Here is a 25,165-nt window from a genome sequence, read left to right on the forward strand (position 1 = left end):
GGCCGGCTAGTACAGCGCGCCCGCCGCCTCGTCGAGGTCCGACGCCGTCCGGAGGGCTTCTCGCGCCGCGATCACCAGCGCCCGGCTCAGCTCGGCGGCGGGCAGGGTGGGCAGGGCGGGCCGTGTAGATGAGGAGGGGTCCGCCGCCGCCTGCCGTGGGGCCTGCTCATCCCAGGGCACGTGGATGAACCCTGCGGTGTGCACCCCTCCACCGGCCGGCGCGGCCGTGCACCGGCGCATCACCTCGTAGAAGACGTGGTTGCAGACGAAGCTGCCCGCGCTCAGGGACAGCTCAGCCGGGATCCGCGCGCCGCGCAGCGCGGCGACGATGCGCTTGACGGGCAGGCTGGAGAAATAGGCGGCGGGGCCGGCGTCGTCCACGGGCCGCCCGGCGGGCTGGCAGCCGGCGTTGTCCGGGATGCGGGCGTCCTGCAGGTTCACGGCCACGCGCTCCACGGCCACCTGCGCCCGGCCCCCGGCCAGGCCGCACGCGATGACGATGCCGGGCCGGTGCTCGATGAGCGCCTGCTCCAGGGCCTCGGTGGACCCGCCGAAGGTGCAGGGCAGCCGCACGGCGACGGCGTCCACCTCCTGCCCGCGCAACGTCCGGGCCGCGTCCCGGGCGGCCGGCCAGGAGGGATTGTGCCCGTCACCGCCGAAGGGCTCGAAGCCGGTCAGCAGGATCCGGTCCGGGCGTGAGTCGTCCATGGACCCAGCCTAGCCGCCCCTTGCACCATGGTTAGTACATGTGTTCTAATCAAGACATGCGATGGGAAGCGCAGACACTGCAGGCCGGGGACGGACCCGAGCTGGGCGAGGGCGGCACTCCAGCCGCACCGGCCGCCCTGCTCCCGCTCTCCGGCCTGCAGCGTTCCATCACCACCCCCGAGTTCGCGGACACCACCTTTCACGAGGTCCTGGCCAAGTCCGCGCTGAACCGGGTGCCGGACTCCTCCCCCATGCCCTTCCGCTGGACCGTGAACCCCTACCGCGGATGCACCCACGCGTGCCGGTACTGCTACGCCCGCAGCACGCACGAGTACCTGGAGTTCGATGCGGGCACGGACTTCGACCAGCAGATCGTGGTCAAGGTGAACACCCCCGAGATCCTGCGGCGGGAGCTGAACCGGCCCGGCTGGAACCGCGAGCTGGTGGCCCTGGGCACCAACACGGACCCCTACCAGCGGGCCGAGGGCCGGTACCGGCTCATGCCCGGGATCATCACCGCCCTGGCGGATACGGGCACCCCCTTCTCCATCCTGACCAAGGGCACGCTCCTGGGGCGGGACCTGGACCTGCTGGCCTCGGCCTCCCGGCAGGTGCCCGTACAGGTCTCCGTGTCCCTGGCCATGCTGGACCCGGCCCTCGCCCACCGGGTCGAGCCCGGCACGCCGGCCCCGGCCGCCCGGCTCCGGCTCATCGAGAAGCTCTCCGCCGCCGGGGCGGACGTGACCGTCATGGCCATGCCGCTGCTGCCGTGGCTCACGGACTCGGACCGGCAGCTCGAGGACCTCATGGCGGCCCTGGCCGGGGCCGGAGCCAGGAATGTGCTGGCCGGGGCCCTGCACCTGCGGCCCGGCGCGCGCCAGTGGTACCTGCGGTGGATCGAGCAGGACCACCCCGGCCTGCTGGAGGGCTACCGCCAGCTCTACGGACGCGGCTCCTACGCCCCCGCCTCGTACCGCAAGGCCCTGAGCCGGCGCGCCATCGCCGCGGCGCAGCGCCACGGACTGCACCGGGACGGTGCCCACCGCATCACCCGCCCGGACGGCGAGGGGCGGAACCCGGCGGCGGACCAGCCGCGCGTCCCAGCAGCTCCCCAACCGGCCCTGTTCTGAGGTCGCCGCCCCACCGGTGCGGGCCGTTCAGGGCCGCAGCATCTCCACGAGGGCGTCCACGATCGGCCGGTCCGCGGGGATCCAGTCCAGCTCCTGGAGGGCGGGCTTCTCGAGGGCGCGCCAGACCAGCAGGTCGTGGTCCTGGAGGGGTTCCGGGCGGCCGCTGACGATCACGGCCGTGAAGACCTGCATCCTGGCCCCGTTGCCCAGCAGCCAGCCCTCGGGGCGATCGGCCGCCACCTCCCGGTCCAGGCGGATCCGCACGCCGAGCTCCTCGTGCACCTCGCGCACGAGGGCGTCACGGGCGTCCTCCCCCGGCTCCACCTTGCCGCCCGGGAACTCCCACAGGCCGGCCAGGGACGCCGGGGCGCTGCGGCGTCCGATCAGCAACGCCCGGGGCTCCGCCAGGTCGTCCAGGATCGCGGCGCCGACCACCGGGGTGATGCTGCTCATGGCCCCCGATCCTACCGACCGCGCCGGAGGCCCGTAGTCTGGATCAGTGCCGGACCCCGCTGATGACGCCCCCTCTCCCACCGCCTCTCCCACCGCCACGCCGCGGAACCGTGCCATGCTCCCGGGCATCGTGGCCCTCGCCCTGGGCGGATTCGCCATCGGCACCACCGAGTTCGCCATCATGGGGCTGCTCCCCCAGGCGGTCGCCGAGCTGGACGTGAGCCTGCCCGCCGGCGGCATCCTCATCTCGGCCTATGCGCTCGGCGTGGTGGTCGGCGCCCCGCTGCTGGCCGCCGGCATGGCCCGCATCGACCGACGAACCTCCGCCCTGTGGCTGATGGGGCTGTTCGTGCTCGGGCACGGCGCCGGCCTGCTGGCCCCGGACTTCAACACCATGCTCATCGCGCGGTTCGTCTCCGGCCTGCCGCACGGCGCCTACTTCTCGGCGGCCGCCCTCGCCGCCGCCCACCTGGCGGGACCCGCCCGCCGCGGCCAGGCCATCGCCTGGGTGATGTCCGGGCTCTCGGTGGCCAACCTCCTCGGTGTCCCGCTGGCCACGTGGCTCGGGCAGAGCCAGGGCTGGCGGTGGATGTTCATCGTCACGGGCGTCTTCGGCATCGCCACGATGGCCGCCGTCGCCTGGCTGGTCCCGTCCGTGCCCGCGCCGCGGGGTGCCTCGGTGCGCAGCGAACTCACGGCCCTGAGGTCCCCGGCCCTGTGGCGGGCCATCCTGGTCGGCACCATCGGCTTCGCCGGCATGTTCGCCCTGTACACCTACATCGCGCCCGTCTTCACGGAGGTCGGGGGCATGCCGCCGCAACTGGTCCCCCTCCTGATGGGCCTCTACGGCGTCGGCATGGTGGTGGGCACCCTCGCCGGGGGCACCCTGTCCGACCGCTCTGCCCGGCGCACGCTGCAGTGGATGCTCGGGGTCGTCGCCGCCTCCCTGGCCTGCTTCAGCCTGACGGCGCAGTGGTGGATGGTGGCCGTCGTCCCCCTGCTCGCCGCCGCCGCGGCCGCGTCCGCCCTCGTCCCGTCCCTCCAGGTGCTGCTCGTGGACGCCGCGCCGCAGGCACCGCAACTGTCCGGTGCCCTCAACCACTCCGCACTGAACCTGGCCAACGCGATGGGCGCCTGGGTGGGGGCCGCCGTCATCCAGGCCGGGTTCGCCCTCCAGGTGCCGGCAGGCGCCGGCGCTGCCCTGGCCGGCGTCGGCCTGGTGCTGTCCCTGGCCCTGCTACGCCCCCCACGTCCCTGAAATCTCCTGCCGGCTTGCTATGTTGTGCCCAGGTGCGGCCCGATCGTCGTCCACCACCAGTGGACTAGGGCTCGCCGCGGACGGACACTGTCCGTATCCGCATCGGAATGAGAACACGAACACGAAGGGGTAGTCATCATGGGCTTCATCAGCTGGATCATCCTCGGACTCATCGCCGGCGCCATCGCCCGGCTCATTCTTCCCGGCAAGCAGGGCAGCGGCTGGATCGGCGCCCTCATCACCGGCCTCATCGGTGCCGTCCTGGGCGGCTGGATCGCGAGCCTGCTCGGCGTCGGCGCCATGGACGAGTTCTGGAGCTTCGGCACCTGGATCTTCGCCATCATCGGCGGCGTGATCGTCGCGTTCGTCTGGCAGGCCATCACCGGCCGGAAGGCCAAGAGCGCCTGAGCCGCGAGCCGGTGAGCACGCGGGCGTGAACACCCAGGGCGCCCCCTCCGCGGGGGCGCCCTGCCACGTCTGGGGGCGGGTCAGGCGCCCGCGTGCCGGGCCATGGCCGAGGCATAGAGGCAGACCGTGGCCGCCGTGGCCACGTTGAGCGACTCCGCCCGGCCGTACAGCGGCACCGCCACCCGCTCGGCGGCCAGCTCCCGTTCCACTGGGGACAACCCCTGGGCCTCGTTGCCGAACAGCCACGCGGTGGGGGCGGACAGCAGGCCCGACGGCGGCCGGTCCAGCCGCACGGACCCGTAGCCGTCCGCGGCCAGCACCGTCACGCCCCGCCCGCGGAGCAGCTGCGCCGTCCCGGTGGCGTCCGCCGAGGTCACGAGCGGGACGTGGAACAGCGAGCCCGCGGTGGACCGCACAACCTTGGGGTTGAACACGTCCACGGACCCGGCGGTCAGCACCACCGCATCGGCGCCCGAGGCATCGGCGGCCCGGAGGATGGTGCCCGCGTTGCCCGGATCCTGGACCCGGCACAGGACCGCCACCAGCCGGGGAGCCGCCAGGCCGGCCCAGACGGAGCCGGCGCGGGTCTCGGGGATGCGGCACACGGCGATGATGCCCTGTCCCGTGACGGCATCGGCCATGGCGTCCAGCACCTCGTCCGTCGCCAGCCGGACGCTCACGCCACGCTCGCCGGCTCGCCGGACCAGGTCGGCGAGCTCCGGGTCGCGCTCGGCCACCCGCGGGGAGACGTAGACGGAGTCGACGACCCGCCCGGGGATCCACTGGACCGCAGGTCCGTCCGGGCCGTTCCCAGCGGCGGGCGGGCCGGCATCGTCAGGCGCGGGGCCGGCGTCGCGCTCCGGGCCGGGACCGGTCAGCCCCAGGTGGGCCCGCAGCGCCTCCCGGGCGGGCTGTGGCCCCTCGGCCAGGAACAAGCCCTCCCGCAGACGCGACGAGCGCCCCGCCAGGCGTGCGACCTTCCGCACCCGGTCTGCCCGGGGGTTGGTCATCACGTCCTGTTCGGGGCGCTCGTTCATGGTCTTCCGTGGGCGGCCCTGCCGGTGCGGCGGCACCGCCCGTGGATGCGCGTGCTTACTTCGCGGCGACCGGGGCGTTGACGTCCGCCGGCAGGGCCTCGCGGGAGGCCGTCACCAGGGCGGTGAACGCGGCGGCATCCGTCACGGCCAGCTCGGCCAGCATGCGGCGGTCGACCTCGATGCCGGCCAGCTTCAGGCCCTGCATGAAGCGGTTGTAGGTCATGCCGTTGGCGCGGGAGGCCGCGTTGATGCGGGTGATCCACAGGCGGCGGAAGTCGCCCTTGCGCTTCTTGCGGTGCTGGTAGTTGTAGACGTACGAGTGCAGCAGCTGTTCCTTGGCCTTGCGGTAAAGGCGGGAACGCTGTCCGCGGTAACCTGCCGCGCGGTCAAGGACCACCCGGCGCTTCTTGTGGGCGTTGACTGCCCGCTTCACACGTGCCACGTGCGTACTCCTTCGAATCGGTGCCGGCCACGGATTCTCTCCGGCCGCGGCGGCTAGCTGTGTGCGGCCCTGGGGGCCACGGGGAATGTCAGATGCCCAGCATCCGCTTGATGGTCTTGACGCTGGACTTGGACACCAGCTGATCGGAGGCCAGACGGCGGGTCAGCGTGGAGGGCTTGTGCTCCAGGTAGTGGCGGCGGTTGGCCTGCTGACGCATCAGCTTGCCCGAGCCGGTCACGCGGAAGCGCTTCTTGGCTCCGCTGTGGGTCTTCATCTTCGGCATGGCTGCCGTTCTCCTTCATCTCGGCTGTCCGCCTCGGGAGCGGACAGTGCTACGTGGACCTCGCTGGAGGGCGGGGCCGATCTGGTCCGTACCGGTCTCCGGTACGGAAGGGTGGTGCTGGCCTACTTGCTCCCGCCCGGCTTGGGACCCGGCTTCGGGGCCCCACCGGGCTTGGGGGCCGCGGACGGCTTCGGCGCGCCCGGCTTGGGCGCCCCGGCCGGCTTGGCAGCCGCAGGCTTCGGTGCTGCGGCCGGCTTGGCCGACGCAGCGGGCTTGGGGGCGGCTGCCGGCTTGGCAGCTGCCTTCGGAGCAGCCGTCTTCGGAGCGGCCGCCGGCGTGGCGGGCTCGGCCTCCTCGGCGCGCGGAGTGGACGCCGCCGCCGACTCAGCCACCGGCGCCTTCTCCGTGGGGGCAGAGTCACCGGACTGCGCCAGCTTCTTCAGTTCCTCCGGCATGGCATCCGACATGGTGCTGGACAGCGGCGCCGAGGAGGTGTCCTCGGCGATCTTCTCCTTGGCCTCGCGGGCCGCCACGTCACGGCGGGAGCCGACGCGCTCGGGCTTCGGGTCCTGCTGCTTGCGGGCCTCGGCACGGGCCTCGGCCTTGTTCTTCAGGGGGCCGATCACCATGACCATGTTGCGCCCGTCCTGACGGGGGCTCGACTCGACCATGCCCACATCCGCCACGTCCTCGGCGAACTTCTCCAGCAGGCGGATGCCCAGCTCGGGGCGCTGCTGCTCACGGCCGCGGAACTGGATCATGGCCTTGACCTTGTCCCCCGCCGTGAGGAACTTCCGGGCGTGCCCGGTCTTGGTCTCGTAGTCGTGCTTGTCGATCTTCAGGCGGAAGCGGACTTCCTTGAGGATCGTGTTGGTCTGGTTCTTCCGCGCCTCGCGGGCCTTGACCGCGGCCTCGTACTTCCACTTGCCGAAGTCCATCAGCTTGCAGACCGGCGGCTTGGCCGTGGGGGCCACTTCAACAAGGTCCAGATCGGCCTCGGCAGCTAGACGCAGCGCATCCTCGATGCGCACGATTCCCACCTGCTCGCCCTGGGGGCCGACCAGGCGCACCTCGGGCACGCGGATCCGTTCGTTGATTCTTGGCTCGCTGATCTTGCAACTCCTGTGTTCGGGATCTTCGGTTGCGAGGCCGCCCTCCCCGGCCGCCCCTGCGCCGGGCCCGGAAACGAGAAAAGCCTCCGTGCTCAACGCTGACGGAGGCCTGACCGGCGGAACGATCCGCCGACCCATCGATCAGCCGACCCCAAGGGCCAGCGTGACCGGTGACCCGGCAACTCGGTCCGTTCGAGAACGGACATCCTGCTGACGCGGGTGGGAGAAGGCCTCCACTTGATGGCCGGATCCGTCATCCATCTCACACTCGCTTGCGGGCGGAAACGGGAACGGACCCAGCTGGTCTGTGACAAGCTTACCAGCATGAATGACGAACAGCAGCATCCCTCCCCCACGGACGATCCCGTCAGCGACCGGGTCCGGGAAATCCATGAGGTCCCGGCCGTGGAACTCATCAACACGGCCGCCGTGCACCTCATGACCGCCTCGGCCGTCAAGGTCGGCCTGGCCGACATGCCCAACGCCGAGGAGCTCATCGACCTCGACGAGGCCCGCAAGCTCATCACGGCCCTGGCCGGGCTCGTCACCTCCGCGGCACCGGAGATCGGCAGCCAGCACGCCGGCCCGTTGCGCGACGGGCTGCGCTCCCTGCAGCTCGCCTTCCGTGAGGCCTCGTCCTTCCCGGACGCACCGGGCCAGGGTCCGGGAGAGAAGTACACCGGCGCCGTGAACTGACCTCCGCGCCACGCCGCGCCGCACGGAAGGGCTCGGCCCCGTCTTCGGACGGGGCCGAGCCCATTTCTGTGGTCCAGGCCTTTTCAGTGGTCCAGGCCGGCCAGGTGCTCGGCCACCTGGCGGGTGAACATCAGCAGCAGCGCCGCGGCGGCCGGCAGCAGGAACGCCAGGCCGGTGGCCGGGCTCCCCCCGGTGAAGAAGTTGATGGACAGGATCACCGCGAACAGCTCGATCACCACCACGGCGGCCCGGGTCCAGGGCCGCCCGATCCATAGGCCGAGGCCAGTGGCCCCGATCCACACCCCCGCCAGGACGAACAGGACCGCCAGGAAGATCTGGGCGCCGACCCCCAGAGCACCGGTGCCGATGGCCAGGACCGAACCCACGGCGGTCCCCAGCACGGCGAGGGCCTGCAGGAGCAGGACGCCGGTCAGCGCCATCACGGCCGGAGGACGGGACCTGCCCGTGTGGGGGTGAGGAGACCCGGCGGCGGGCTGACGGGAGGAGGTGGACACGGGGCGGACTTCCTGGTGGTCGGGTGGAGTTCTGGCCCCCTTGACAGTGGTCACGGCGGGCCGCCATAGTCTACGGGACGCAACACCCCCGGGGATCGGCCCTGTATGATAACGGCCACATAATGCGCCGGACCCCTTGTTTAGTCACACCTGACATGAAAAGATATTTCACGAAGTTCAGCGGGGGTCGTCGCAACGGCCCTTTTTTGTTGCCTACGGCCACGTGCCGTCCGAGCCGCCCCCGTTTCAGGACTACCGTCCGACGACCCTAGACAGGTTTGCCGGGGCAACCCGTGTGCCCGGCATTGAAGGAGTGAGCGATCAGCATGGATTGGCGTAGCCGGGCAGCATGCCTGGACAAGGACCCGGAGCTTTTCTTCCCGGTGGGGAACACGGGTCCGGCCCTGCTCCAGATCGAGGAGGCCAAGGCTGTCTGCCGCACCTGTGAGGTCGTGGACACCTGCCTGCAGTGGGCGATCGAGTCCGGCCAGGACTCGGGCGTCTGGGGCGGCATGAGCGAGGATGAGCGCCGCGCCCTCAAGCGGCGCGCCGCCCGGGCGCGCCGCGCCTCGTAGGGCACTCCGCCGGCCGGTGACAGGCCCCGACCCGATGCGGGTCGGGGCCTGTCCCGTCTCCGCAGACGTCAGTAGTCCGGCACGGGGGCGAGGATCAGGACCTCGGTCCCCCCGTCCGGCCGCGCCATCCAGCCGATGGTGCCGCGCAGGTCGCCGGTCACGAGGTTGCGGACGATGCGCAGGCCCAGTCCGGGGCTCTGCCCCGGTTCCGGCACGACGTCGGCCCGCTCGCCCCGGTGCGGCTCCGCACCGGTGTCCCACAGGCGCACCTCGAGCCGCTCCCCGGCCGGGGTGTGCGTCCGCCGGGCCACCAGTCCCACATGGCCACCCGCCGCTCCCGTGCCGTGCTCCACGGCGTTCATGGCGAGCTCGTTGATGACCAGGGCCATCGGGGTGGCCAGGTCCGAGGGCAGCTCCCCGAACCCGCCCCCGAACTCGGTGCTGACCTCGCGGCCGTCCCCGGCCACCTCCACCGCCAGCCGGAACTGGCGGCCCAGCAGCCCGTCCATGTCCACGTGCTGGTCGAGTCCCCGGGACAGGGTCTCGTGGACCAGGGCGATCGTGTCCACCCGGCGCATCGCCTGCTCCAGCCCCTTCTTGGCCTCCTCCGAGTGCATGCGCCGCGACTGCATCCGCAGCAGTGAGCCCACCGTCTGCAGGTTGTTCTTCACCCGGTGGTGGATCTCCCGGATGGTGGCGTCCTTGCCGATGAGCTGTTGTTCGCGTCGGCGCAGCTCCGTGACGTCGCGCAGCAGCACGAGCGCGCCGAAGCGTCCCTCATCATTGCGCAGGGGCACGGTGTGCAGGGTGAGGTTGACCGAGCGGACGTCCAACTCGGCCCGGGCCGCCGCCTTGCCCGTCAGCACCAGCGGCAGCGACTCGTCCACGGGCCGCCGCTCGTCCTGCAGGTCCGTGACGATCCTCGCCAGGGACCGCCCCTCCAGGGATTCCGTCTCGCCGAGGCGGCGGAAGGCGGACACCGCATTCGGGGTCGCGAAGTCCACCGTCCCGTCCGCCCGCAGCCGCAGCACCCCGTCGCCCACGCGGGGTGCCCCGCGGGGGGAGCCCCCGCCCGGGTCGTCCGGGTCCGGCCACTGCCCCCGGGAGAGCATGGTCAGCAGCTGGGTGGCGCTCTGGCGGTAGACGAGCTCCAGCCGGGACGGGGTGCGCTGCCCCGTGAGGTTCTGGTGCACCGTGACCACGCCGATGGTCCGGGTCCCCCGGCGCACGGGCCACACCGTCACCCGCATGGAGCTGTCTGGCCCGTGGACGGAGGGAGCCGTGGCGGCCGGCTCCCCCGTGGACCAGGTCTGGGCCACCAGGGACTTCAGGTCCGTGCGGACGCGGCTGCCCACGATGTCGCGGTGCAGCGAGGTCTGGGCCGTGAACGGCCGCGCCTGGGCCAGGGCCACGAAACCCCGGCCGGTCGTCGGGGTGCCCTCGACCGGATACCACAGCACGAGGTCGGCGAAGTCCAGGTCGGCGATCAGCTGCCATTCGCTGACCACCGCATGGAGCCAGTCGACATCACCGTCCGCCAGATCCGGATCGCCGTAGAGGGGGTCGGTGAACAGGGCCATGCAACAGTTCTACTGGGCGGTGACCGATCGCAGTTGGCGCAACGCCACGGACAAGGCCGCCAGATCGTCCGCATCCGACTCCCGGACCTCCGCCAGGAAGCCCTGGGCGCGTTCCACCCGGGTCGAGTTCTCCTCCTCCCAGGCGGCGACGAGGTCCGCCCCGTCGCCCGGGGTCCCGGCCTTGCCGTGGTCCCCGTCGTCGCGGTCCCCGTCGAGGATCGCCGTGGTGACGCTGAGCAGCAGGGCGTAGAGGTCGTCCCGCATGGCGGCCCGGGCGAGCGCCTTCCAGCGGCCGCTGCGGGGCAGGTCCGTGATCTGGTTGAGCAGTCCCTCCGCGTCGAAGCGCTCGTAGACGCGGAAGTACACCTCCGCCACGTGCCGCGGGTCCCGGCCGGACTGCCGAGCCAGCCGGACCACGTCGAGCAGGCCGAAGGACTCGAACAGCACGGAACGGCGGCTGGCCAGGTCCTCGGGCAGGCCGGCCTGAAGGGAGAGCTCCCGCCACTCGGCGTAACGTTCCGCGTCCTGGCCGCGCAACAGCTCCGGCAACTCCGCCACGAGGGACTGCAACGGCTCCGCGTAGGACTCGACCACCGCCCCGATGCCCTCGTCCTCAGCCCGGTGGTTGACGAGCCACCGCACGGCACGGTCCAGCAGGCGCCGGGCGTCGAGGTAGACCCGTGCCTTGAACTCGCCGTCCACGCTGGCCGGCAGGGCCCGGATCGATTCGAAGTAGTCGCCGTAGCCGTAGATCTCCTTCATGGCGGAGTAGGCCGCCACCACGGTGGCCGCATCCGCCCCCGTCTCCTCCATGGCGCGGAACACGAAGGTCGTGCCCCCGGTGTTGACCACGTCGTTGGCCACCAGGGTCGCGATGATCTCGCGCCGCAGGGGGTGGTCCTGGATCTGCCCGGCGAACCGTTCCCGCAGGGCGGAGGGGAAGTAGGCGTCCAGGGTTCGGTCGTACCACGGGTCGTCCGGCAGGGTGGTATCCAGCAACTGCTCGGTCAGGTTGGTCTTCGCGTAGGCCACGAGCACCGCCAGTTCAGGGGTGGCCAGCGACCGCCCGTCCCGCCTGCGGTCCGCGAGCTCGTCGTCGTCGGGCAGGTACTCCAGCTCGCGGTCCAGGTCGGCGTGCTCCACGAGCCACCGGATGTGGCGCTCGAAGCTCGGCAGCCACTCGGCGACCTTCTGCGAGTCGTTGCGCAACAGGGTGTTCTGGTCCACGTTCGTGGCCAGCACCAGGTCGGCGACCTCATCCGTCATCGACTCGAGCAGTCCGGCGCGTTCGGAGGCCTCGAGCTCTCCGGTGGCGACCAGCTGATCGACCATGATCTTGATGTTGACCTCGTGGTCCGAGCAGTCCACGCCAGCCGAGTTGTCGATCGCGTCGGTGTTGATCAGCACCCCGGAGAGGTTGGCCTCGATTCGGCCACGCTGGGTGAAGCCGAGGTTGCCGCCCTCCCCCACCACGGTGGTGCGCAGGTCCCCGCCGTTCACCCGGATGGCGTTGTTGGCCCGGTCCCCCACCTCCGCGTGGGTCTCGGACTCACCCTTGACGTAGGTTCCGATCCCGCCGTTGTAGAGCAGGTCGACGGGGGCCTTCAGGATGGCCTTCAGCAGGTCGTTGGGCGTCAGCTCCGCCGTGTCCTCGGGCAGCTCGAGGAGGGCGCGGACCTCGGGCGAGACCGGTACCGACTTCGCCGTGCGGTGGTACACCCCTCCGCCCTCGCTGATGAGCGAGGAGTCGTAGTCGGTCCACGAGGAGCGCGGCAGCCCGAAGAGCCGCTGGCGCTCAGCGAAGGACGCGGCCGGGTCCGGGTCCGGATCCAGGAAGATGTGCAGGTGGTTGAAGGCCGCCACCAGGCGGATGTGCTCCGAGAGCAGCATGCCGTTGCCGAAGACGTCCCCGGACATGTCCCCGATCCCGACCACGTCGACGTCCTCGGACTGGGTGTCCCGGCCCAGGGAGGCGAAGTGGCTCTTCACGGATTCCCACGCGCCGCGGGCGGTGATGCCCATCGCCTTGTGGTCGTAGCCCACCGACCCGCCGGAGGCGAAGGCATCGCCCAGCCAGTGGTCGTACTCGGCGGAGATCTCGTTGGCGGTGTCCGAGAAGGACGCCGTCCCCTTGTCCGCGGCCACCACCAGGTAGGCGTCGTCCCCGTCGTAGCGCACGATCCGGTCCCGGGTGGAGAACACCGTGCCCTCCGGGGTCCGGGTCTGCTGGTCGGTGATGTCCAGCAGACCGCGGATGAACGTCCGGTAGGCCTGCTGGCCGGCCTCCATCCAGGCGCCCCGGTCCGCGGCGGGATCCGGAAGCCGCTTGGCGAAGAAGCCGCCCTTGGCTCCGGTGGGTACGATCACGGCATTCTTGACCTGCTGCGCCTTGACCAGTCCCAGGACCTCGGTGCGGAAGTCCTCGCGGCGGTCCGACCACCGCAGGCCGCCACGGGCAATCGGGCCGAACCGCAGGTGCACCCCCTCGACCTCCGGGTCATAGACCCAGATCTCCCGTGCCGGGCGGGGCTGCGGGGCGAAGGGGATCTCGCCGGTGGAGATCTTGAAGCTCAGCCGCCGGTGGCCCTGGAAGAAGTTGGTGCGCTGGGTGGCCTCCATGACCGTCAGGAAGCCGCGCAGCACGCGCTCGGCGTCCAGTGTGGCCACCGCGTCCAGGGCCTCCTCGGCCCGTTCGCGAACCTGCCCCAGCGCCCGGCGCCGCGCCGCGCCTGCTGTCGCGCCGTCGTCGTCCGTGGCTTGCGGAGCCGTGGGATCGAAGCGGGTGAAGAAGTAGTCGATGAGGATCCGCGTCACGGTCTCGTTGGCCAACAGCGCATTCGCCATGAACTCGAAGGAGTTCTGCATCCCCAACTGGCGCAGGTACTGCGCATACGCCCGGAGCATGCCCACGGTCCGGGCATCGAGTCCCTGGAAGAGCACGAGGCGGTCGAGGAGGTCCGATTCGGAGACCCCCGTGGAGGCGGCCACCACGGCATCCTCCAGCAGGCCGGCCGTGGACTCGTTCTCCGTGCCGAGGGGGTACCCGAGGGCGAAGTCGTAGAGGTAGAACTTCCGGCCGTCCGCGGGCTCCACCTCGAAGGGGCGCTCGTCCAGCACGGACAGCCCGAGGTTCTGCAGCACGGGCAGCATCTCCGTGAGGGTCCGGGGCCGGTCAGAGTAGAACTTCATCCGCCCGATGCTGATGTCCGACACCTGCTCCTCGGCGATCCGGGAGCGCTCGTCCTGCTCCTCGGGGACCACGTGGACCACGGGGGCCCCGTCCGCCGGCAGGCCGTTGAAGCGGCCGATGTCCTCCAAGGCGTTGTCGATCTCGTAGGCGACGCGGTACGCCGGCGGGAAGGCCTCGTCCCACAACAGGGCGGCGTCCACCCCCGAGTCGGTACCGAAGGCCTCCACGGCCTGTTCGTCCACGCCCTCCTTCCAGGACCTGACGGCGCGCACGAGACGGCTCTCCAGGTCCTTCGCGTCCACGGGGGCGCTGCGTTCGCGCTCCCGGGGCAGCCGGACGCGGAAGTACAGCCGGGCGAGCACGGACTCCGTGAGCCGGACCTGGAAATCGAGGGATTCACCGCCCAGGGCCTCGAGCAACACGTCCTGGATCCGGCCACGGACGTCCGTGTTGTACCGGTCCCGGGGCAGGAACACGAGGGCGTTCATGAACCGGCCGTAGGTGTCCGGGCGCAGGAACAACCGGGTCCTGCGGCGTTCCTGCAGCTGCAGGATCTGCCGGCACGTCTCCCACAGCTCCTCCACCCCCACCTGGAACAGCTCGTCCCGCGGATAGGTCTCGAGGATCTGCTGGAGCTCCGCTCCGGAGTGCGAGTCCCGCGGGAACCCGGACAGCTGCAGCACGGCGGCGGCCTTCTCCCGCACCAGCGGGATGTCCTCGAGCGAGACGGAGTAGGCCTTGGGGTCCCACAGGCCCACGAAGCGGCGCTCGCCGGTGACCTTGCCGTCGCGGCCGTAGGTCTTCACCGCCACGTAGTCCATGTAGGCGGAGCGCTGCACGCGGGACCGGGAGTTCGCCTTGGTGATGATCAGCGGGATGGGGCGCTCGATCTGGTTGCGCCCGGCGATCGAGAGCGGTGCCGGCGGCGTGGTGGGCCGGTGCCTCAGGATGCCGAGTCCGGTGTCCTCCACCGGGACCAGCACCTGCCCGTTGTCGCCGCTGTGCAGCAGGTACTCCCGGTAGCCGGTGAACGTGAAGTGGCCGTCCTCCATCCAGTTCAGCAGCTCGCTGCTCTCCCGCACGCCCTCCACGGCCGGCGGGGCGTCATGGGCCAGCGTCCGGGCCGCGGTGAAGGCGGCCGAGCGCATCCGGTCCGCGTCCGCGATTGCCGCGCGCACGTCCGCGAGGACCACCTGGAGCCCGTGTTCCAGCCGCTCGGCCTCGTCCTGGTCCATCGGTCCGACCGTCTGGATGCCGATCCAGGATTCGACCCCCGCCCGGGCCCCGTCACCGGCGACCAGCGGGCCGAGGTCGGCGAGCGCCGCCGTGGTGTCGCCACTGGCGGTCCCCTGCTGGGTGGGGACGCGGTGGACCGCCGAGAGGTGGCCGGAGTCCTTGGCGCGGTGCGTGATGACGGTGGGGTGGGCCACCATGCGGATGGCATGTCCCTGGCGGGTCAGCTCACTGGTCACGGAATCGACGAGGTAGGGCATGTCCTCGTGGACGATCTGCACGAATCCGTGTGGCCTGCTCGGCGTCACGGTGACGACGGCCTCGCGGGTGCCGCGGTCCCGGGCCATCTCCACGTGCCGGGCGACCAGTTCCCGGCGGGAGTCCGGTGACAGTTCGGCCAGGTCGGCGTCGGAGACGTGGTCGAAGTACGCACTGGCCAGGCTCTCGAGATCGACCGTGGCCTCCGGGGTGCCGGCGGCCTGCTGATCGGTCCACAAGGGAGTTGACGATGACATCTGGGGGTGTCCTCTTCCATCGCTGCAACGGCACCGGATCCGCCCGGCTGCGCCGGACTGGTCCGTGTGGGTGGAACGTCGTCGGTCCACCAGTGCGAGCCTAACGGCCCGCTCGTCAAAGCGGGAATGCCGTGCCCTCGGACCGCGGCGTGGCCCCTCAGCCCCGGCGGAGCACCCGGCGGACCCCGCGCCCGACGCCGGCCCGCACCGTCACGGCGGATCCCTCACCCGCCGCGGTGCCGGCCAGGCGGGCCACGGCCCGCCGCAGTGCGGACGCCGGGGCCGCCTCCGCGAGCACCTGGCCGCCAAGCAACGCCCGGTCAAGGGATCGACGGTCCCAGGGCAGGAAGGCGGCCACCGACCACGAGCCGCCGAACCGCTCGACCACGCCGGAGATCTGGGACCGCGGGGCGGTTCCGGAGGCCTCTGCCCGGACCTGGTTCACCACGACCTCGACCACGGTCCCGCTCCCCGTCTCCACGTGGTGGCCCAGCTCGTCCAGACCGTGGATGAGCCGGGGCAGGCCCACGGGGTCCCCGGTGCCCACGGCGATGATGCGGTCCGCGGCGGCCAGTCCGGCCAGCGTGGCCGCGTTGCGCTGGGGCGCCGGGACGTCGAAGCTGAGCTCCTCGTCCTCCTCCAGGCAGAATCCGCAGTCCACCACGACCTCGTCCCAACCGGCGGCGGCCGCCGCCAGGACGTCGTCCAGGGCGGTCCTCCTCAGTTCGGGCCACCGGTCCGCCCGGGTCAGCCCGGTCAGGACCTGCAGGGTGGTCCCGGCCACCCGGACCCGGACGGCCGAGCGATCCACGCCCTCGGGCGTGATCCCGCCCTGGTCCGCCAGTCGGCACGCCTGGGCGATGCCGGCCGATTCCTCCAGCAGGGCGACGTGCGTTCCCGCCGCGGCGGCGTACGTATCGAGGTCCACCACTAGGGTTCTCCGCCCGGACAGGGCCAGCTCCACCGCCAGGTTCACGGCCACAGTGGTCCGGCCGGGGCTTCCCGCCGGCCCCCAGACAGCCGTGACCCGGGGCGGTTCGGCCGGGGCCCCGGGGTCTGGATCTGCGACGGCGAGCGCATGCCCGCTCGTCCCGCCGTCGTCTCCGGCGGCCCGCGCCGCCCCCGGTCCGTCGTCCGTCTCCAGGCCTCCGGCAGCGGCCGGATCTGTGGCCGGATCTGTGGCCGGCGTGGCGCCGGCTGCCGTTACGGGGCCGCTCGCGGGCTCCGGCATGGCGGGCGGCTCCGCCTCCTCGCGGCTGCGCAGTCGGTCACGCGTCCGGTCCGCGGAGGACCGCCGGCCGCGCGTCCGTGACTCGGGACCGGAGGCGGCCCGCGTCCGGGCCGGTTCCTGGGCCGTGGCGTCCGAGAGCAGCCCGGCCAAATCCTGCGGGCTCACCTCCGGGGAGGCCACGGGCACCCCGAGCCGGGCCAGCCGCTCCCGTTCCTCGGCCACGTCGCTCAGGGCCACGACGGCGACGGCCCGGCCGCCCCATCCCTCGCCGGCGAGGGACTCGATGAAGGTCAGGGTGAGCTGTTCCGTGTCCCCGGCCACGAGCACCGCGTCGGCCAGACCGGCGCGGGCCACCGAGATCAGCTCCGCGAGGGACTCGCACCGGCGGACCACCGTGACCGGCCCGCGGAGGCGTTCGAGCCCGGACACGTGGTCGTAGCCGGGCATGAGCGTGGTGGCCACCGAGACTCTGCGCATGCGCCCTCCTACCGGCCCACGAGGGAGGGGACCACGCTGATGCGGGCGCCGTTGCCCTTCGCATCCAGCACCTGCGGCAACTGCTCCGGTCCCACCAGGACCTGCACGGTGACGCCTCCTGAGGCGCCGAACGATCCCTCGGCCTCAGCGACCTCTGCCAATTCCGCCGACGGGGCCACCAGCTCGGGCTCGGCGTAGTCCTGGCTGCCGTCACGGACGGCGATCCACACATCCACGCGGGCCCCGGCACCGGTGCCCTCCGGCAGTGGGTCGTCCACCGTGAGGGACACCGGCTGGCGGGACTCGGGGTCCGCCCCCGCCACGGCCCCGGCCGGGAGCAGCTCCCCCTGGCGCACCGTACCCACCACGGAGGAGCTGTCCGGGAACGGCTCACTGGCCGGGAGGTAGTCGTCGGCGGCGTCACCCAGCCGGGCCTGGACCACCGTCAGCTGGTCCGCCTCCACGACCTCCCCCGGGACCAGGTCCTGCTCGGCCGCCCAGTAGCCGTCCGAGGAGTCGAGGGACTGCACCAGGGCCACGATCCCTGCCACGGACAGCAGCACCAGCAACAGCCCGGCCAGCAATCTGGGGTCCCGCCACCCGGGCCTGCCGAGACGGGGTGTCTCCACGGTGTTCTTCCCCTCCACGCGCACTCTCCCTCGTCAGCCGGGTGGACCGTCCGCCACCGCCGTGCGGCACCAGACTATCCAAGCCCGGCGAGGTCGACATGCGCCTGTGGACAACCGCCCCATGGTCTGCCCACCGTGGAAGAATGGTGGCGACCACTGACCGACCCGATCCGGAGGACCGATGCCGCGTTTCCTCACCCTGACCGATGTCGCCGAGGAGCTCCAGGTCTCCATGGCCCAGGCTCGGGCACTGGTGCGCAGTGGCGAGCTGCCCGCCATCCAGATCGGCGGACGCGGTCAGTGGCGCGTGGAGCAGGTCAAGCTCGACGAGTACATCGAGGACCTCTACGCCCAGGCGGCGGCCAAGGCCGAAGCGCGGAAGGCCGGCGTCCCTCAGGCCGAGGACGTGTGAGCCGAACGCACCAGGTGGATGGCGCCGTACGGGATCACCCGAAGTCCGCGGACGTTGCGACCGCGCCGCTGCTCGTCACGCGGGTGCACGGCCAGGTCCAGGTGGTCCAGGCCCACCCGGTCGATGGTTCCCTCGCCGAGGACGCGGCCGTCCCGTCCTGAGACGAGGACGCCGGCCCGGGCCCGGGAGAGCGACCGGTACAGCGAGCCGATCCCCAGGTGGCGACGCCCGGGCGAGGACTCCGGGGTGGTGACGGACAGCGGGCTGTCGATCGCGGCCACCGCGTCGAGGTTCAGCACGAGGCTTCCGGACCGATCCGAGCCGCCGATCCAGGACGATCCCACGGTCGAGACCGTCAGCTGAAGGCGCTGGCCGTCCTCCAGCATCACGGTCAACGGCGCTCCGATGGCGCCGCGCAGCCGGTCGGCCAGCACAATGGAGGCCCGTTCCCCCCGCGTCAGTTCCGCGGCCTCGGTCTCCGTGTCCTGCCACCGGCCGTGGGCCAGCTGGGCCTCGAGATCCGCGAACAGCCCGTCCCACCTCATGGGCACAGCCTAAAGCCTGGATCGGCATCTCGATCCTCCGCGTGGCACATTGAAGAGCATCAAACGACATCTAACATCATCCATTCGACTCAAAGAGCATCAGAAGCCATCTCCACATCTCTATCCTGATCCCTTGACACGTAACGGCACCTGATGTTGTCTTGAGGCATTCACCAGGAGTCGCGGGCAGCAGAAAAGCCCGCGTGGACGAAGAGGGGCACATCGTGGGCACACGTCCAGCGGACCGCCGACCGCCGTTGCGGGTCGAGGACCTGATCCTGAGCCTGCTGTGCACGGCCGCGGGGCCGTTGCTCTGGTGGTTCGGCACCACCGCACTGGCGGGCGCACCGGCCGGCGGCGGCCTCCAGTTCGTGGAGCGGTCCGTGGCCTCCCTCTGCGCCGGTGCCGGGGCAATCATCGCGTTGTGGTGGGTCGTGGCCGTGCTGGGCACCGCCCTGGCCGCCGTCGGGTCCCGCTGGCGCTCGGTCCCCCTGGCCCGCATCGGACGAGGGCTGTCCCCGGCCTTCCTGCGGCGCGTGGCCGCCTCGGTCCTCGGCGTGAACGTCCTGTTGGCCCCCGGGGCCTGGGCCGCCGAAGCGGTTCCCGCCGGCTTCGAGCAGCCCCGACCGTCGGTCGACCTCACGGTTCCCGCGCCGTCCGGACCGTCCGTGGTGCCTGATCCGGGCTGGCTCCCGGCCCCCGGCGTCTCCGGCTCCGGCCCCGCACTCACGACCGCAGTGCAGTCCGCCGCGGACGACGCCTCGTCCACAGGCTCCCTGGCCGCCGTGCGCCTCGACGCCCCCGTCGACGACGACCTGCCGACGCCGACGTGGACACCCGGGACGCCGGCCCCCGCCGCCCCGGACTCGACCCGCCCGGCCCGGCCTTCCGCCGTCGACGCCTCGACCGTCTCGGTTCGGCACGGGGACTGCCTCTGGGACATCGCCGCCCGCGAGCTGGGACCCACTGCGACAGACCTGGAGATCGACCGCCGCTGGCGGCAGTGGCACGAGCACAACCGGGCGATCATCGGCGCCGAGGCCGACCTGCTCCTGCCGGGCACGGTCCTGACGGCCCCGCCGTTCGACTAGGACCGCACCTCATCCGCCAGCGCTTCCCTCACCGCCTTCCCATCACGTGAACAACCGGAGGAACCATGACCCTGCTCACCACGGCATCAGCCCCGGCCCCGGAACGGGCCATGGACCTGACCCTGTCCCCCGTCCCCGCGTCCCGGCCGCCCCTGGCCGGGACCACACAGACTCCCCGGAAGCGCTCCTCGGATCGGGCGAACGCCACCTGGGCGCCGCGGTCGCATCCGGACGGCGGACGCGGAGCCGGAGACCGCGCCCGGCAGGAGCTACGCCGCGAGGAGGAACGAGCCGTCCGATCACTGGCGCGGATCGTGGCGCTGGCGTGCGTGGAGGCAGAACTCGGGCTCCGGCCGGCCCGGCAACTGTCCACGTGGCTTGACCTGCCCACCTACGGCAAGATGCTGCGCCGCTCCGAACTCGCCCAGCGCATCCGGTCGGCCGGCCCCGCAGAGGCCGCCGCGGCGCCCACGGCGCTCGGCGCCCGGGCCTGCCCGGCCGGTGACGGCGTCTACGAGGCCAGCGCGACCATCCAGATGCCCGACCGCGCCAAGGCCATGGCCCTGAGGATCGAGAAGCGCCGCGGGCGGTGGAAGGTCACGGCCCTGGAGCTGGGCTGACCGGACCGCTCACCGAGCGCTCAGCGGCGGCTCTTCCGGGACTTCCGCCCACCACCAGACGATGCGGCCGCGGCGCCCTTCGCCGGGGCCCCCGGGGAACCGTTCTGGCCCGCCCCTCCGTCGGTACGGCGCACCTGTGTGGTGACGTCCCCCGAATCGGACGGGGCCGAGAAGCGCAGGGTGGACGGCTGGCGCGGGGCCTCCAGGCCTTTGACATTCAGGACCGGGGTCATGGTCGCGGACCGGGCATCCTGGACGCCGGGCAGGGACGTCGGTGCCGGGGCGGTCTGGACCTCCAGGTTGAACAGGTACCCGACGGACTCCTCCCGGATGGCCTCCATCATGGACTGGAACATCAGGTACCCCTCACGCTGGTACTCCACCAGGGGGTCACGCTGGGCCATGGACCGCAGGCCGATGCCCTCCTTGAGGTAGTCCATCTCGTAGAGGTGTTCCTGCCACTTGCGGCCGATCACGGAGAGCACCACGCGGCGCTCCAACTCGCGCAGGGACTCCGAGCCGATGGCCCGCTCGCGGTCCTCGTAGGCCAGCTTGGCGTCGGAGACGAGCTCCCGCTTGAGATCCTCGCCCTTGAGCTTGGCCGTCCCGCCGGCCTCCTCCACGACCTCCTCGGCGGAGACCCCCACGGGGTACATCTGCTTCAGGTCGGTCCACAACTGGTCGAGGTCCCATTCGCCGGCGTGGCCGACGGCCGTGACCTCATCCACCATGGCGGACACGGAGTCCTCGAGGAAGTGCTGGATCTTCTCCTGCAGGTCCTCGCCCTCGAGGATCTGGCGACGGTCCGTGTAGATCGCCTCGCGCTGGCGGTTCATCACGTCGTCGTACTTCAGCACGTTCTTGCGCTGCTCGGTGTTGCGCGACTCCACCTGCTGCTGGGCGTTCTGGATGGCCCCCGAGACCATCTTCGACTCCAGGGCCATGTCATCGGGGACCGAGGCGGAGTTCATGATGCGGGAAGCCGCGCCCGGGTTGAACAGGCGCATGAGGTCATCGGTCAGGGAGAGGTAGAACCGCGACTCGCCGGGATCGCCCTGGCGCCCGGAACGGCCGCGCAGCTGGTTATCGATCCGGCGGGACTCGTGACGCTCGGTGCCGAGCACGTACAGCCCGCCGAGCTCGAGGACCTCCTCGTGCTCCTTCTTGACGTGCTCCTGGGCCGCGGCCAGGACCTCGTCCCACAGCTCCTCGTACTTCTCGGCGTCCTCCACCGGGTCCAGGCCGCGCTTCTGCATCTCGGCCACCGCGTTGTGCTCGGCATTGCCGCCGAGCATGATGTCCGTGCCGCGGCCGGCCATGTTGGTGGCCACCGTGACGGCGCCCTTGCGCCCGGCCTGCGCCACGATCGCGGCCTCCCGGGCGTGGTTCTTGGCATTGAGCACCTCGTGCCGGACGCCGTTCTTCGCCAGTAGCTTGGAGAGGTACTCGGACTTCTCCACCGAGGTCGTGCCCACGAGCACGGGCTGGCCGGCCTCGTGCCGCTCGGCGATGTCCTTGACCACCGCGTCGAACTTGGCGACCTCGTTCTTGTAGATCAGGTCGGTCTGGTCCGTCCGCTGCTTCGGCCGGTTGGAGGGGATCACCACCACGCCGAGCTTGTACGTGGACATGAACTCGCCGGCCTCGGTCTCCGCCGTACCGGTCATGCCGGAGAGCTTCTCGTAGAGGCGGAAGTAGTTCTGCAGCGTCACGGTGGCCAGGGTCTGGTTCTCCGCCTTGATCTGCACCCCCTCCTTGGCCTCGATGGCCTGGTGCATGCCCTCGTTGTAGCGCCGTCCGGCCAGCACGCGTCCGGTGTGCTCGTCCACGATGTTGACCTCGCCGTTCAGCACGACGTAGTCCTTGTCCTTCTTGAACAGCTCCTTGGCCTTGATGGCGTTGTTCAGGTACTGGATCAGCGGCGTGTTGGCGGACTCGTAGAGGTTCGTGATGCCGAGCCAGTCCTCGGTCTTCTCGATGCCCGGCTCGAGCACGCCGACCGTCTTCTTCTTCTCGTCGACCTCGTAGTCCTCGTCCAGGGTCAGCTTGCGGACCAGCTTGGAGAACTCGGTGTACCACCGGGAGGCGTCGCCCTGGGCCGGACCGGAGATGATCAGCGGGGTGCGGGCCTCGTCGATGAGGATGGAGTCGACCTCGTCGACGATGCAGAAGTGGTGTCCGCGCTGGACGAGCTCCTCCTTGGACCACGCCATGTTGTCCCGCAGGTAGTCGAAGCCGAACTCGTTGTTGGTGCCGTACGTGATGTCCGCGGCGTACTGAGCGCGACGGGTGGCCGGGTCCTGGTTGGCCACGATCACGCCGGTCTCCAGGCCCAGGAAGCGGAACACGCGGCCCATCAGCTCGGACTGGTAGCTGGCCAGGTAGTCGTTGACGGTGATGACGTGCACGCCCTTGCCGCTCAGGGCATTGAGGTACGCCGGGGCGGTGGCCACCAGGGTCTTGCCCTCACCGGTCTTCATCTCGGCGATGTTCCCGAGGTGCAGGGCGGCGCCGCCCATCAGCTGGACGTCGTAGTGGCGCTGGCCCAGGGTCCGGCCGGCGGCCTCCCGCACGGCCGCGAAGGCCTCGGGCAGCAGCGAGTCCAGCGATTCGCCGGCGGCGATGCGCTCGCGGAACACCTCGGTCTCGCCGCGTAGCTCGGCGTCGGTCATCTGGCGGAACTCGTCCTCGAGGACGTTGATGGCGTCAGCGAATCCCCTGAGCTGCTTGAGGACCTTCTTGTCCCCGGTCTTCAGGATCCGTTCGATGAAAGATGCCACGTGCCTTGACTCCCTGTTCCCCGGTCCACCGGGTGCGTCGGTATGCGTTGCGCTCTGGAATCCCGGATCGGCCGGTGGCCGCAGGGATACCAGCACAGTCTACGGTCAAAAGACTGGGAGCTTCCTCAAGGTGCGGCGCAGCTCCGGTGCCAGGTCACCCTCGGCGTCCGCGTCCAGCACCGTCTCCTCCAGCACCAGCCACCGGGACAGTTCCGCCAGTTCCGCGGCCAGCTCGGAGACCACCTGCCGGACGCCGGCCCGCGGATTCCGCGCGGGCCCCCCGTCGTTCTCCGGCCCTCCGGGGACCGCCGCCGGGTCCTCGGACCAGACCCCGCGGACCAGCAGCAGCCGCGCCGCACGATCAGCCTTGAGGTCGACCTGGGCGACCAGCTGCTCCCCCAGGAGGAACAGCAACGAGTAGTAGCCCCTCGTCCGCCGCGCGGCCGGGGTGTAGATCCCCAGCCGGTACCGCACGCCGAACAGCGACTCCACCCGGGGCCGATGGAACACGAGCGGGTCGAAGGGGCTCACGAGCGCACGGCCGGTGGCCGTCCGGGGCACCGTGGCCTCGGCATGCCGCCACGCCGGCACGGTCCTGCCCCCGGGCGCCGGCAGGCGGACCGGCTCGAGGACCCCCGCGCGCCCCAGCTCCTGGGCCGCCGTCCGCGCCGCCTTGACCGGGATCCGGTAGTAGTCGGCGAGGGAGGTGTCCGTGGCCACGCCCAGGGCCCGGGAGGCGGCCCGGACGAGTTCGACGGCGGCCGCGTGGGGTTCGGGGGTGTCCGCGTCCTGCGTGAGCCGGGAGACGGGGAAGAACCGGCGCTCGAACTGGGCGTTGCGGCCCGCGCTGGCGATCCGTCCGGAGGCGAAGAGGTCCTCGAGGACGCGCCGAACCACGGACCAATTCCACCCCCAGTGGCCCTCGTACCGGCCGTGGTCCCCCAGCCGGGCCTCGACCTGCCGTGCCGTCAACGGCCGGGAGTTCTCCAGCAGGTCCAGGATCCCCGCCGACAGTTCCGCCCGCAGCGCCCCCTCGACGTCCGTGGCCGATATCCACGTGCGGCGCTGCACGGCGACCAGCGCGGGCCTGAGCCGGGTGGGGACCAGGGACGCCTCGTGGGCCCAGTACTCGGTCCAGCTGCGGGGGCTGCGGTGGGACAACCGGTCCAGCAGGGCCTGGTCATAGGGCCCCAGCCGGCTGTAGACGGGAAGGTAGTGGGCCCGGGCCAGGATGTTGACGGAGTCCACCTGCAGCACGCTGAGCCGGTCCGCCACGGCCCGCACGGACCGGGCACCGGCAGGACCCGGGGGGCGCCGGCGATGGAGTCGCTGCGCCGCGAGGGCGGCGCGTCGGGCCTCGGAGTATCCGAGCACGGGACCGCCCGGCCCCGAGGGGCCGGGCGGTCCCTGAGGGCGGCGCGCGGCCGCCGACTCAGACTGTTGCGGCGCGATAGTCGATGTCCTCCTCATGGACCTCGGCGTCCGGGTGATCGGCGTCCAGGGTGATGACGCCGTAGCTCCAGCCCTTGCGCCGATACACGGCGGAGGGCCGGCCGTTGGACGCGTCGATGAAGAGGTAGAAGTCGTGGCCCACCAGTTCCATGGCGTCCACCGCGTCATCCACGCTCACCGGCCTGGCCGGGAAGACCTTCTTGCGGATCCGCACCGGGCCCTCGTCCTGGCTGTCCTCCTCGGCGTGGGCCTGGGCCGCCTGGTCGGCCATGACCTGCTCCACGAGGGACTGGCCCGGCTCGACCGGGGGCAGGACGGCCGTGGCATCCGCCACGGACACCCTCTTCTGGTGGCGGTCCTTCTGCCGGTCGCGCAGCCGCCGCAACCGCTCCAGGAGTTTGCCGAACGCCAGGTCGAAGGCCGCGAACTTGTCATCAGCCTGGGCCTCCGCGCGGATGACCTTGCCCTTCCCCTGGACGGTCAGCTCCACCGTGAGCTTCTCGTCCGAATGTCGGTGGTTGGACTGCTGGGTGACCTTGATCTCCAGCCTCTGGGCCCGGGTGGACAGCTGCTCGATCTTGCTGAACTTGTCCTGGGCATAGTCCCGGAAGCGGTCCGGGATGGAGACGTTGCGGGCGACGTAGCTGACGTCCATGGTCATGATGTCCTCCTAGGAGCCTGACGGCTTTTCGAACATGTGGCGTGCGTCCAGGGGCCGGTGGACCGACCGCCCTTAAACGCACATCGGCGGCGGGAAGAACTCCTCCTTCCTGCCGCCGGATACGGACCCCGG

At 71.4% G+C, this 25,165-nt stretch carries 23 protein-coding genes; 8 read left to right on the plus strand and 15 right to left on the minus strand.

Annotated elements, in window-relative coordinates; translation table 11 throughout:
* Window positions 1-6 precede the first annotated feature (6 nt).
* Window positions 7-708: a pyroglutamyl-peptidase I gene (pcp, locus tag RE421_RS12840; protein WP_309810571.1), complete on the minus strand. Its 702-nt coding sequence runs from the start codon at window positions 706-708 to the stop codon at window positions 7-9.
* Between the two features lie 56 nt (window positions 709-764).
* Between pcp and RE421_RS12845 the strand changes: the two genes are divergently transcribed.
* On the plus strand, window positions 765-1,838 hold the full coding sequence (locus RE421_RS12845; protein ID WP_309810573.1) for an Rv2578c family radical SAM protein: 1,074 nt from the start codon (window positions 765-767) through the stop codon (window positions 1,836-1,838).
* Window positions 1,839-1,865: 27 nt separating this feature from the next.
* Here the strand turns inward: RE421_RS12845 and RE421_RS12850 are convergent, their stop codons facing one another.
* Window positions 1,866-2,291, minus strand: coding sequence for an NUDIX domain-containing protein (locus RE421_RS12850; RefSeq protein WP_309810576.1), 426 nt, complete (start codon window positions 2,289-2,291; stop codon window positions 1,866-1,868).
* Window positions 2,292-2,337: 46 nt separating this feature from the next.
* Between RE421_RS12850 and RE421_RS12855 the strand changes: the two genes are divergently transcribed.
* Window positions 2,338-3,549, plus strand: coding sequence for an MFS transporter (locus tag RE421_RS12855; RefSeq protein WP_309810580.1), 1,212 nt, complete (start codon window positions 2,338-2,340; stop codon window positions 3,547-3,549).
* 138 nt (window positions 3,550-3,687) lie between these two features.
* Window positions 3,688-3,957, plus strand: coding sequence for a GlsB/YeaQ/YmgE family stress response membrane protein (locus tag RE421_RS12860; protein ID WP_309810582.1), 270 nt, complete (start codon window positions 3,688-3,690; stop codon window positions 3,955-3,957).
* An 80-nt stretch (window positions 3,958-4,037) separates the two neighbouring features.
* Here the strand turns inward: RE421_RS12860 and RE421_RS12865 are convergent, their stop codons facing one another.
* From RE421_RS12865 to infC, 4 genes are all read right to left on the minus strand, one after another.
* The gene (locus RE421_RS12865) at window positions 4,038-4,994 is read right to left on the minus strand and encodes an RNA methyltransferase (RefSeq protein ID WP_309810584.1); all 957 of its coding nucleotides are present in this window, start codon (window positions 4,992-4,994) and stop codon (window positions 4,038-4,040) included.
* A gap of 55 nt (window positions 4,995-5,049) precedes the next feature.
* A complete protein-coding gene (gene rplT, locus RE421_RS12870; protein WP_309810586.1) occupies window positions 5,050-5,436 on the minus strand; it encodes a 50S ribosomal protein L20 in 387 nt (128 codons plus the stop codon).
* A gap of 88 nt (window positions 5,437-5,524) precedes the next feature.
* Window positions 5,525-5,719 (minus strand): 50S ribosomal protein L35, encoded by a 195-nt coding sequence (rpmI, locus tag RE421_RS12875; protein ID WP_010144525.1) that lies wholly within the window; start codon window positions 5,717-5,719, stop codon window positions 5,525-5,527.
* A 122-nt stretch (window positions 5,720-5,841) separates the two neighbouring features.
* Window positions 5,842-6,798, minus strand: coding sequence for a translation initiation factor IF-3 (gene infC, locus RE421_RS12880; protein ID WP_396134500.1), 957 nt, complete (start codon window positions 6,796-6,798; stop codon window positions 5,842-5,844).
* A gap of 357 nt (window positions 6,799-7,155) precedes the next feature.
* Here infC and RE421_RS12885 point away from each other — a divergent pair, with 357 nt between their 5' ends.
* Window positions 7,156-7,527 carry a DUF1844 domain-containing protein gene (locus RE421_RS12885; RefSeq protein ID WP_309810596.1) on the plus strand — a complete coding sequence of 124 codons (372 nt, stop codon included), beginning with the start codon at window positions 7,156-7,158 and terminating at the stop codon, window positions 7,525-7,527.
* An 83-nt stretch (window positions 7,528-7,610) separates the two neighbouring features.
* Here the strand turns inward: RE421_RS12885 and RE421_RS12890 are convergent, their stop codons facing one another.
* Window positions 7,611-8,042, minus strand: coding sequence for a hypothetical protein (locus RE421_RS12890; protein ID WP_309810599.1), 432 nt, complete (start codon window positions 8,040-8,042; stop codon window positions 7,611-7,613).
* A 326-nt stretch (window positions 8,043-8,368) separates the two neighbouring features.
* Here RE421_RS12890 and RE421_RS12895 point away from each other — a divergent pair, with 326 nt between their 5' ends.
* The gene (locus RE421_RS12895; RefSeq protein WP_010144519.1) at window positions 8,369-8,617 is read left to right on the plus strand and encodes a WhiB family transcriptional regulator; all 249 of its coding nucleotides are present in this window, start codon (window positions 8,369-8,371) and stop codon (window positions 8,615-8,617) included.
* A gap of 68 nt (window positions 8,618-8,685) precedes the next feature.
* Here RE421_RS12895 and RE421_RS12900 read toward each other — a convergent pair whose 3' ends face one another.
* The 4 genes from RE421_RS12900 to RE421_RS12915 form a co-directional block, all read right to left on the minus strand.
* Complete coding sequence (locus RE421_RS12900) at window positions 8,686-10,197, minus strand: histidine kinase N-terminal domain-containing protein (protein WP_309810610.1); 1,512 nt, start codon at window positions 10,195-10,197, stop codon at window positions 8,686-8,688.
* A gap of 9 nt (window positions 10,198-10,206) precedes the next feature.
* Entirely contained in the window at window positions 10,207-15,135 is a 4,929-nt protein-coding gene (locus RE421_RS12905; protein WP_309810613.1) for an NAD-glutamate dehydrogenase, read from the minus strand.
* A gap of 157 nt (window positions 15,136-15,292) precedes the next feature.
* Window positions 15,293-16,843: an ATPase gene (locus RE421_RS12910; protein WP_309810616.1), complete on the minus strand. Its 1,551-nt coding sequence runs from the start codon at window positions 16,841-16,843 to the stop codon at window positions 15,293-15,295.
* Window positions 16,844-16,851: 8 nt separating this feature from the next.
* Window positions 16,852-17,472 carry a flagellar biosynthesis protein FlgA gene (locus RE421_RS12915; protein WP_309810619.1) on the minus strand — a complete coding sequence of 207 codons (621 nt, stop codon included), beginning with the start codon at window positions 17,470-17,472 and terminating at the stop codon, window positions 16,852-16,854.
* Between the two features lie 181 nt (window positions 17,473-17,653).
* On the opposite strand from RE421_RS12915, the gene RE421_RS12920 reads away from it, so the two are divergent.
* The gene (locus RE421_RS12920; RefSeq protein WP_309810621.1) at window positions 17,654-17,884 is read left to right on the plus strand and encodes a helix-turn-helix domain-containing protein; all 231 of its coding nucleotides are present in this window, start codon (window positions 17,654-17,656) and stop codon (window positions 17,882-17,884) included.
* Here RE421_RS12920 and RE421_RS12925 read toward each other — a convergent pair.
* Window positions 17,866-18,429 (minus strand): hypothetical protein, encoded by a 564-nt coding sequence (locus tag RE421_RS12925; RefSeq protein WP_309810624.1) that lies wholly within the window; start codon window positions 18,427-18,429, stop codon window positions 17,866-17,868. The genes RE421_RS12920 and RE421_RS12925 overlap by 19 nt on opposite strands.
* Before the next feature lie 224 nt (window positions 18,430-18,653).
* Here RE421_RS12925 and RE421_RS12930 point away from each other — a divergent pair, with 224 nt between their 5' ends.
* Both RE421_RS12930 and RE421_RS12935 read left to right on the plus strand, forming a co-directional pair.
* Window positions 18,654-19,520 (plus strand): hypothetical protein, encoded by an 867-nt coding sequence (locus tag RE421_RS12930; protein WP_309810627.1) that lies wholly within the window; start codon window positions 18,654-18,656, stop codon window positions 19,518-19,520.
* A gap of 65 nt (window positions 19,521-19,585) precedes the next feature.
* Window positions 19,586-20,140, plus strand: a complete 555-nt coding sequence (locus RE421_RS12935; protein ID WP_309810630.1) for an Rv3235 family protein — start codon at window positions 19,586-19,588, stop codon at window positions 20,138-20,140.
* A gap of 20 nt (window positions 20,141-20,160) precedes the next feature.
* On the opposite strand, the gene secA is transcribed toward RE421_RS12935, so the two are convergent.
* From secA to hpf, 3 genes are all read right to left on the minus strand, one after another.
* Window positions 20,161-22,920, minus strand: a complete 2,760-nt coding sequence (gene secA / locus RE421_RS12940) for a preprotein translocase subunit SecA (protein WP_309810634.1) — start codon at window positions 22,918-22,920, stop codon at window positions 20,161-20,163.
* 105 nt (window positions 22,921-23,025) lie between these two features.
* A complete protein-coding gene (locus RE421_RS12945; RefSeq protein ID WP_309810637.1) occupies window positions 23,026-24,294 on the minus strand; it encodes a DNA glycosylase AlkZ-like family protein in 1,269 nt (422 codons plus the stop codon).
* A 58-nt stretch (window positions 24,295-24,352) separates the two neighbouring features.
* Window positions 24,353-25,033 (minus strand): ribosome hibernation-promoting factor, HPF/YfiA family, encoded by a 681-nt coding sequence (gene hpf / locus RE421_RS12950; RefSeq protein WP_309810640.1) that lies wholly within the window; start codon window positions 25,031-25,033, stop codon window positions 24,353-24,355.
* Between the last annotated feature and the right edge of the window lie 132 nt (window positions 25,034-25,165).

Origin of the sequence: Citricoccus sp. I39-566 (genome assembly GCF_031432995.1) — a bacterium.
Lineage (GTDB): Bacteria > Actinomycetota > Actinomycetes > Actinomycetales > Micrococcaceae > Citricoccus > Citricoccus nitrophenolicus_A.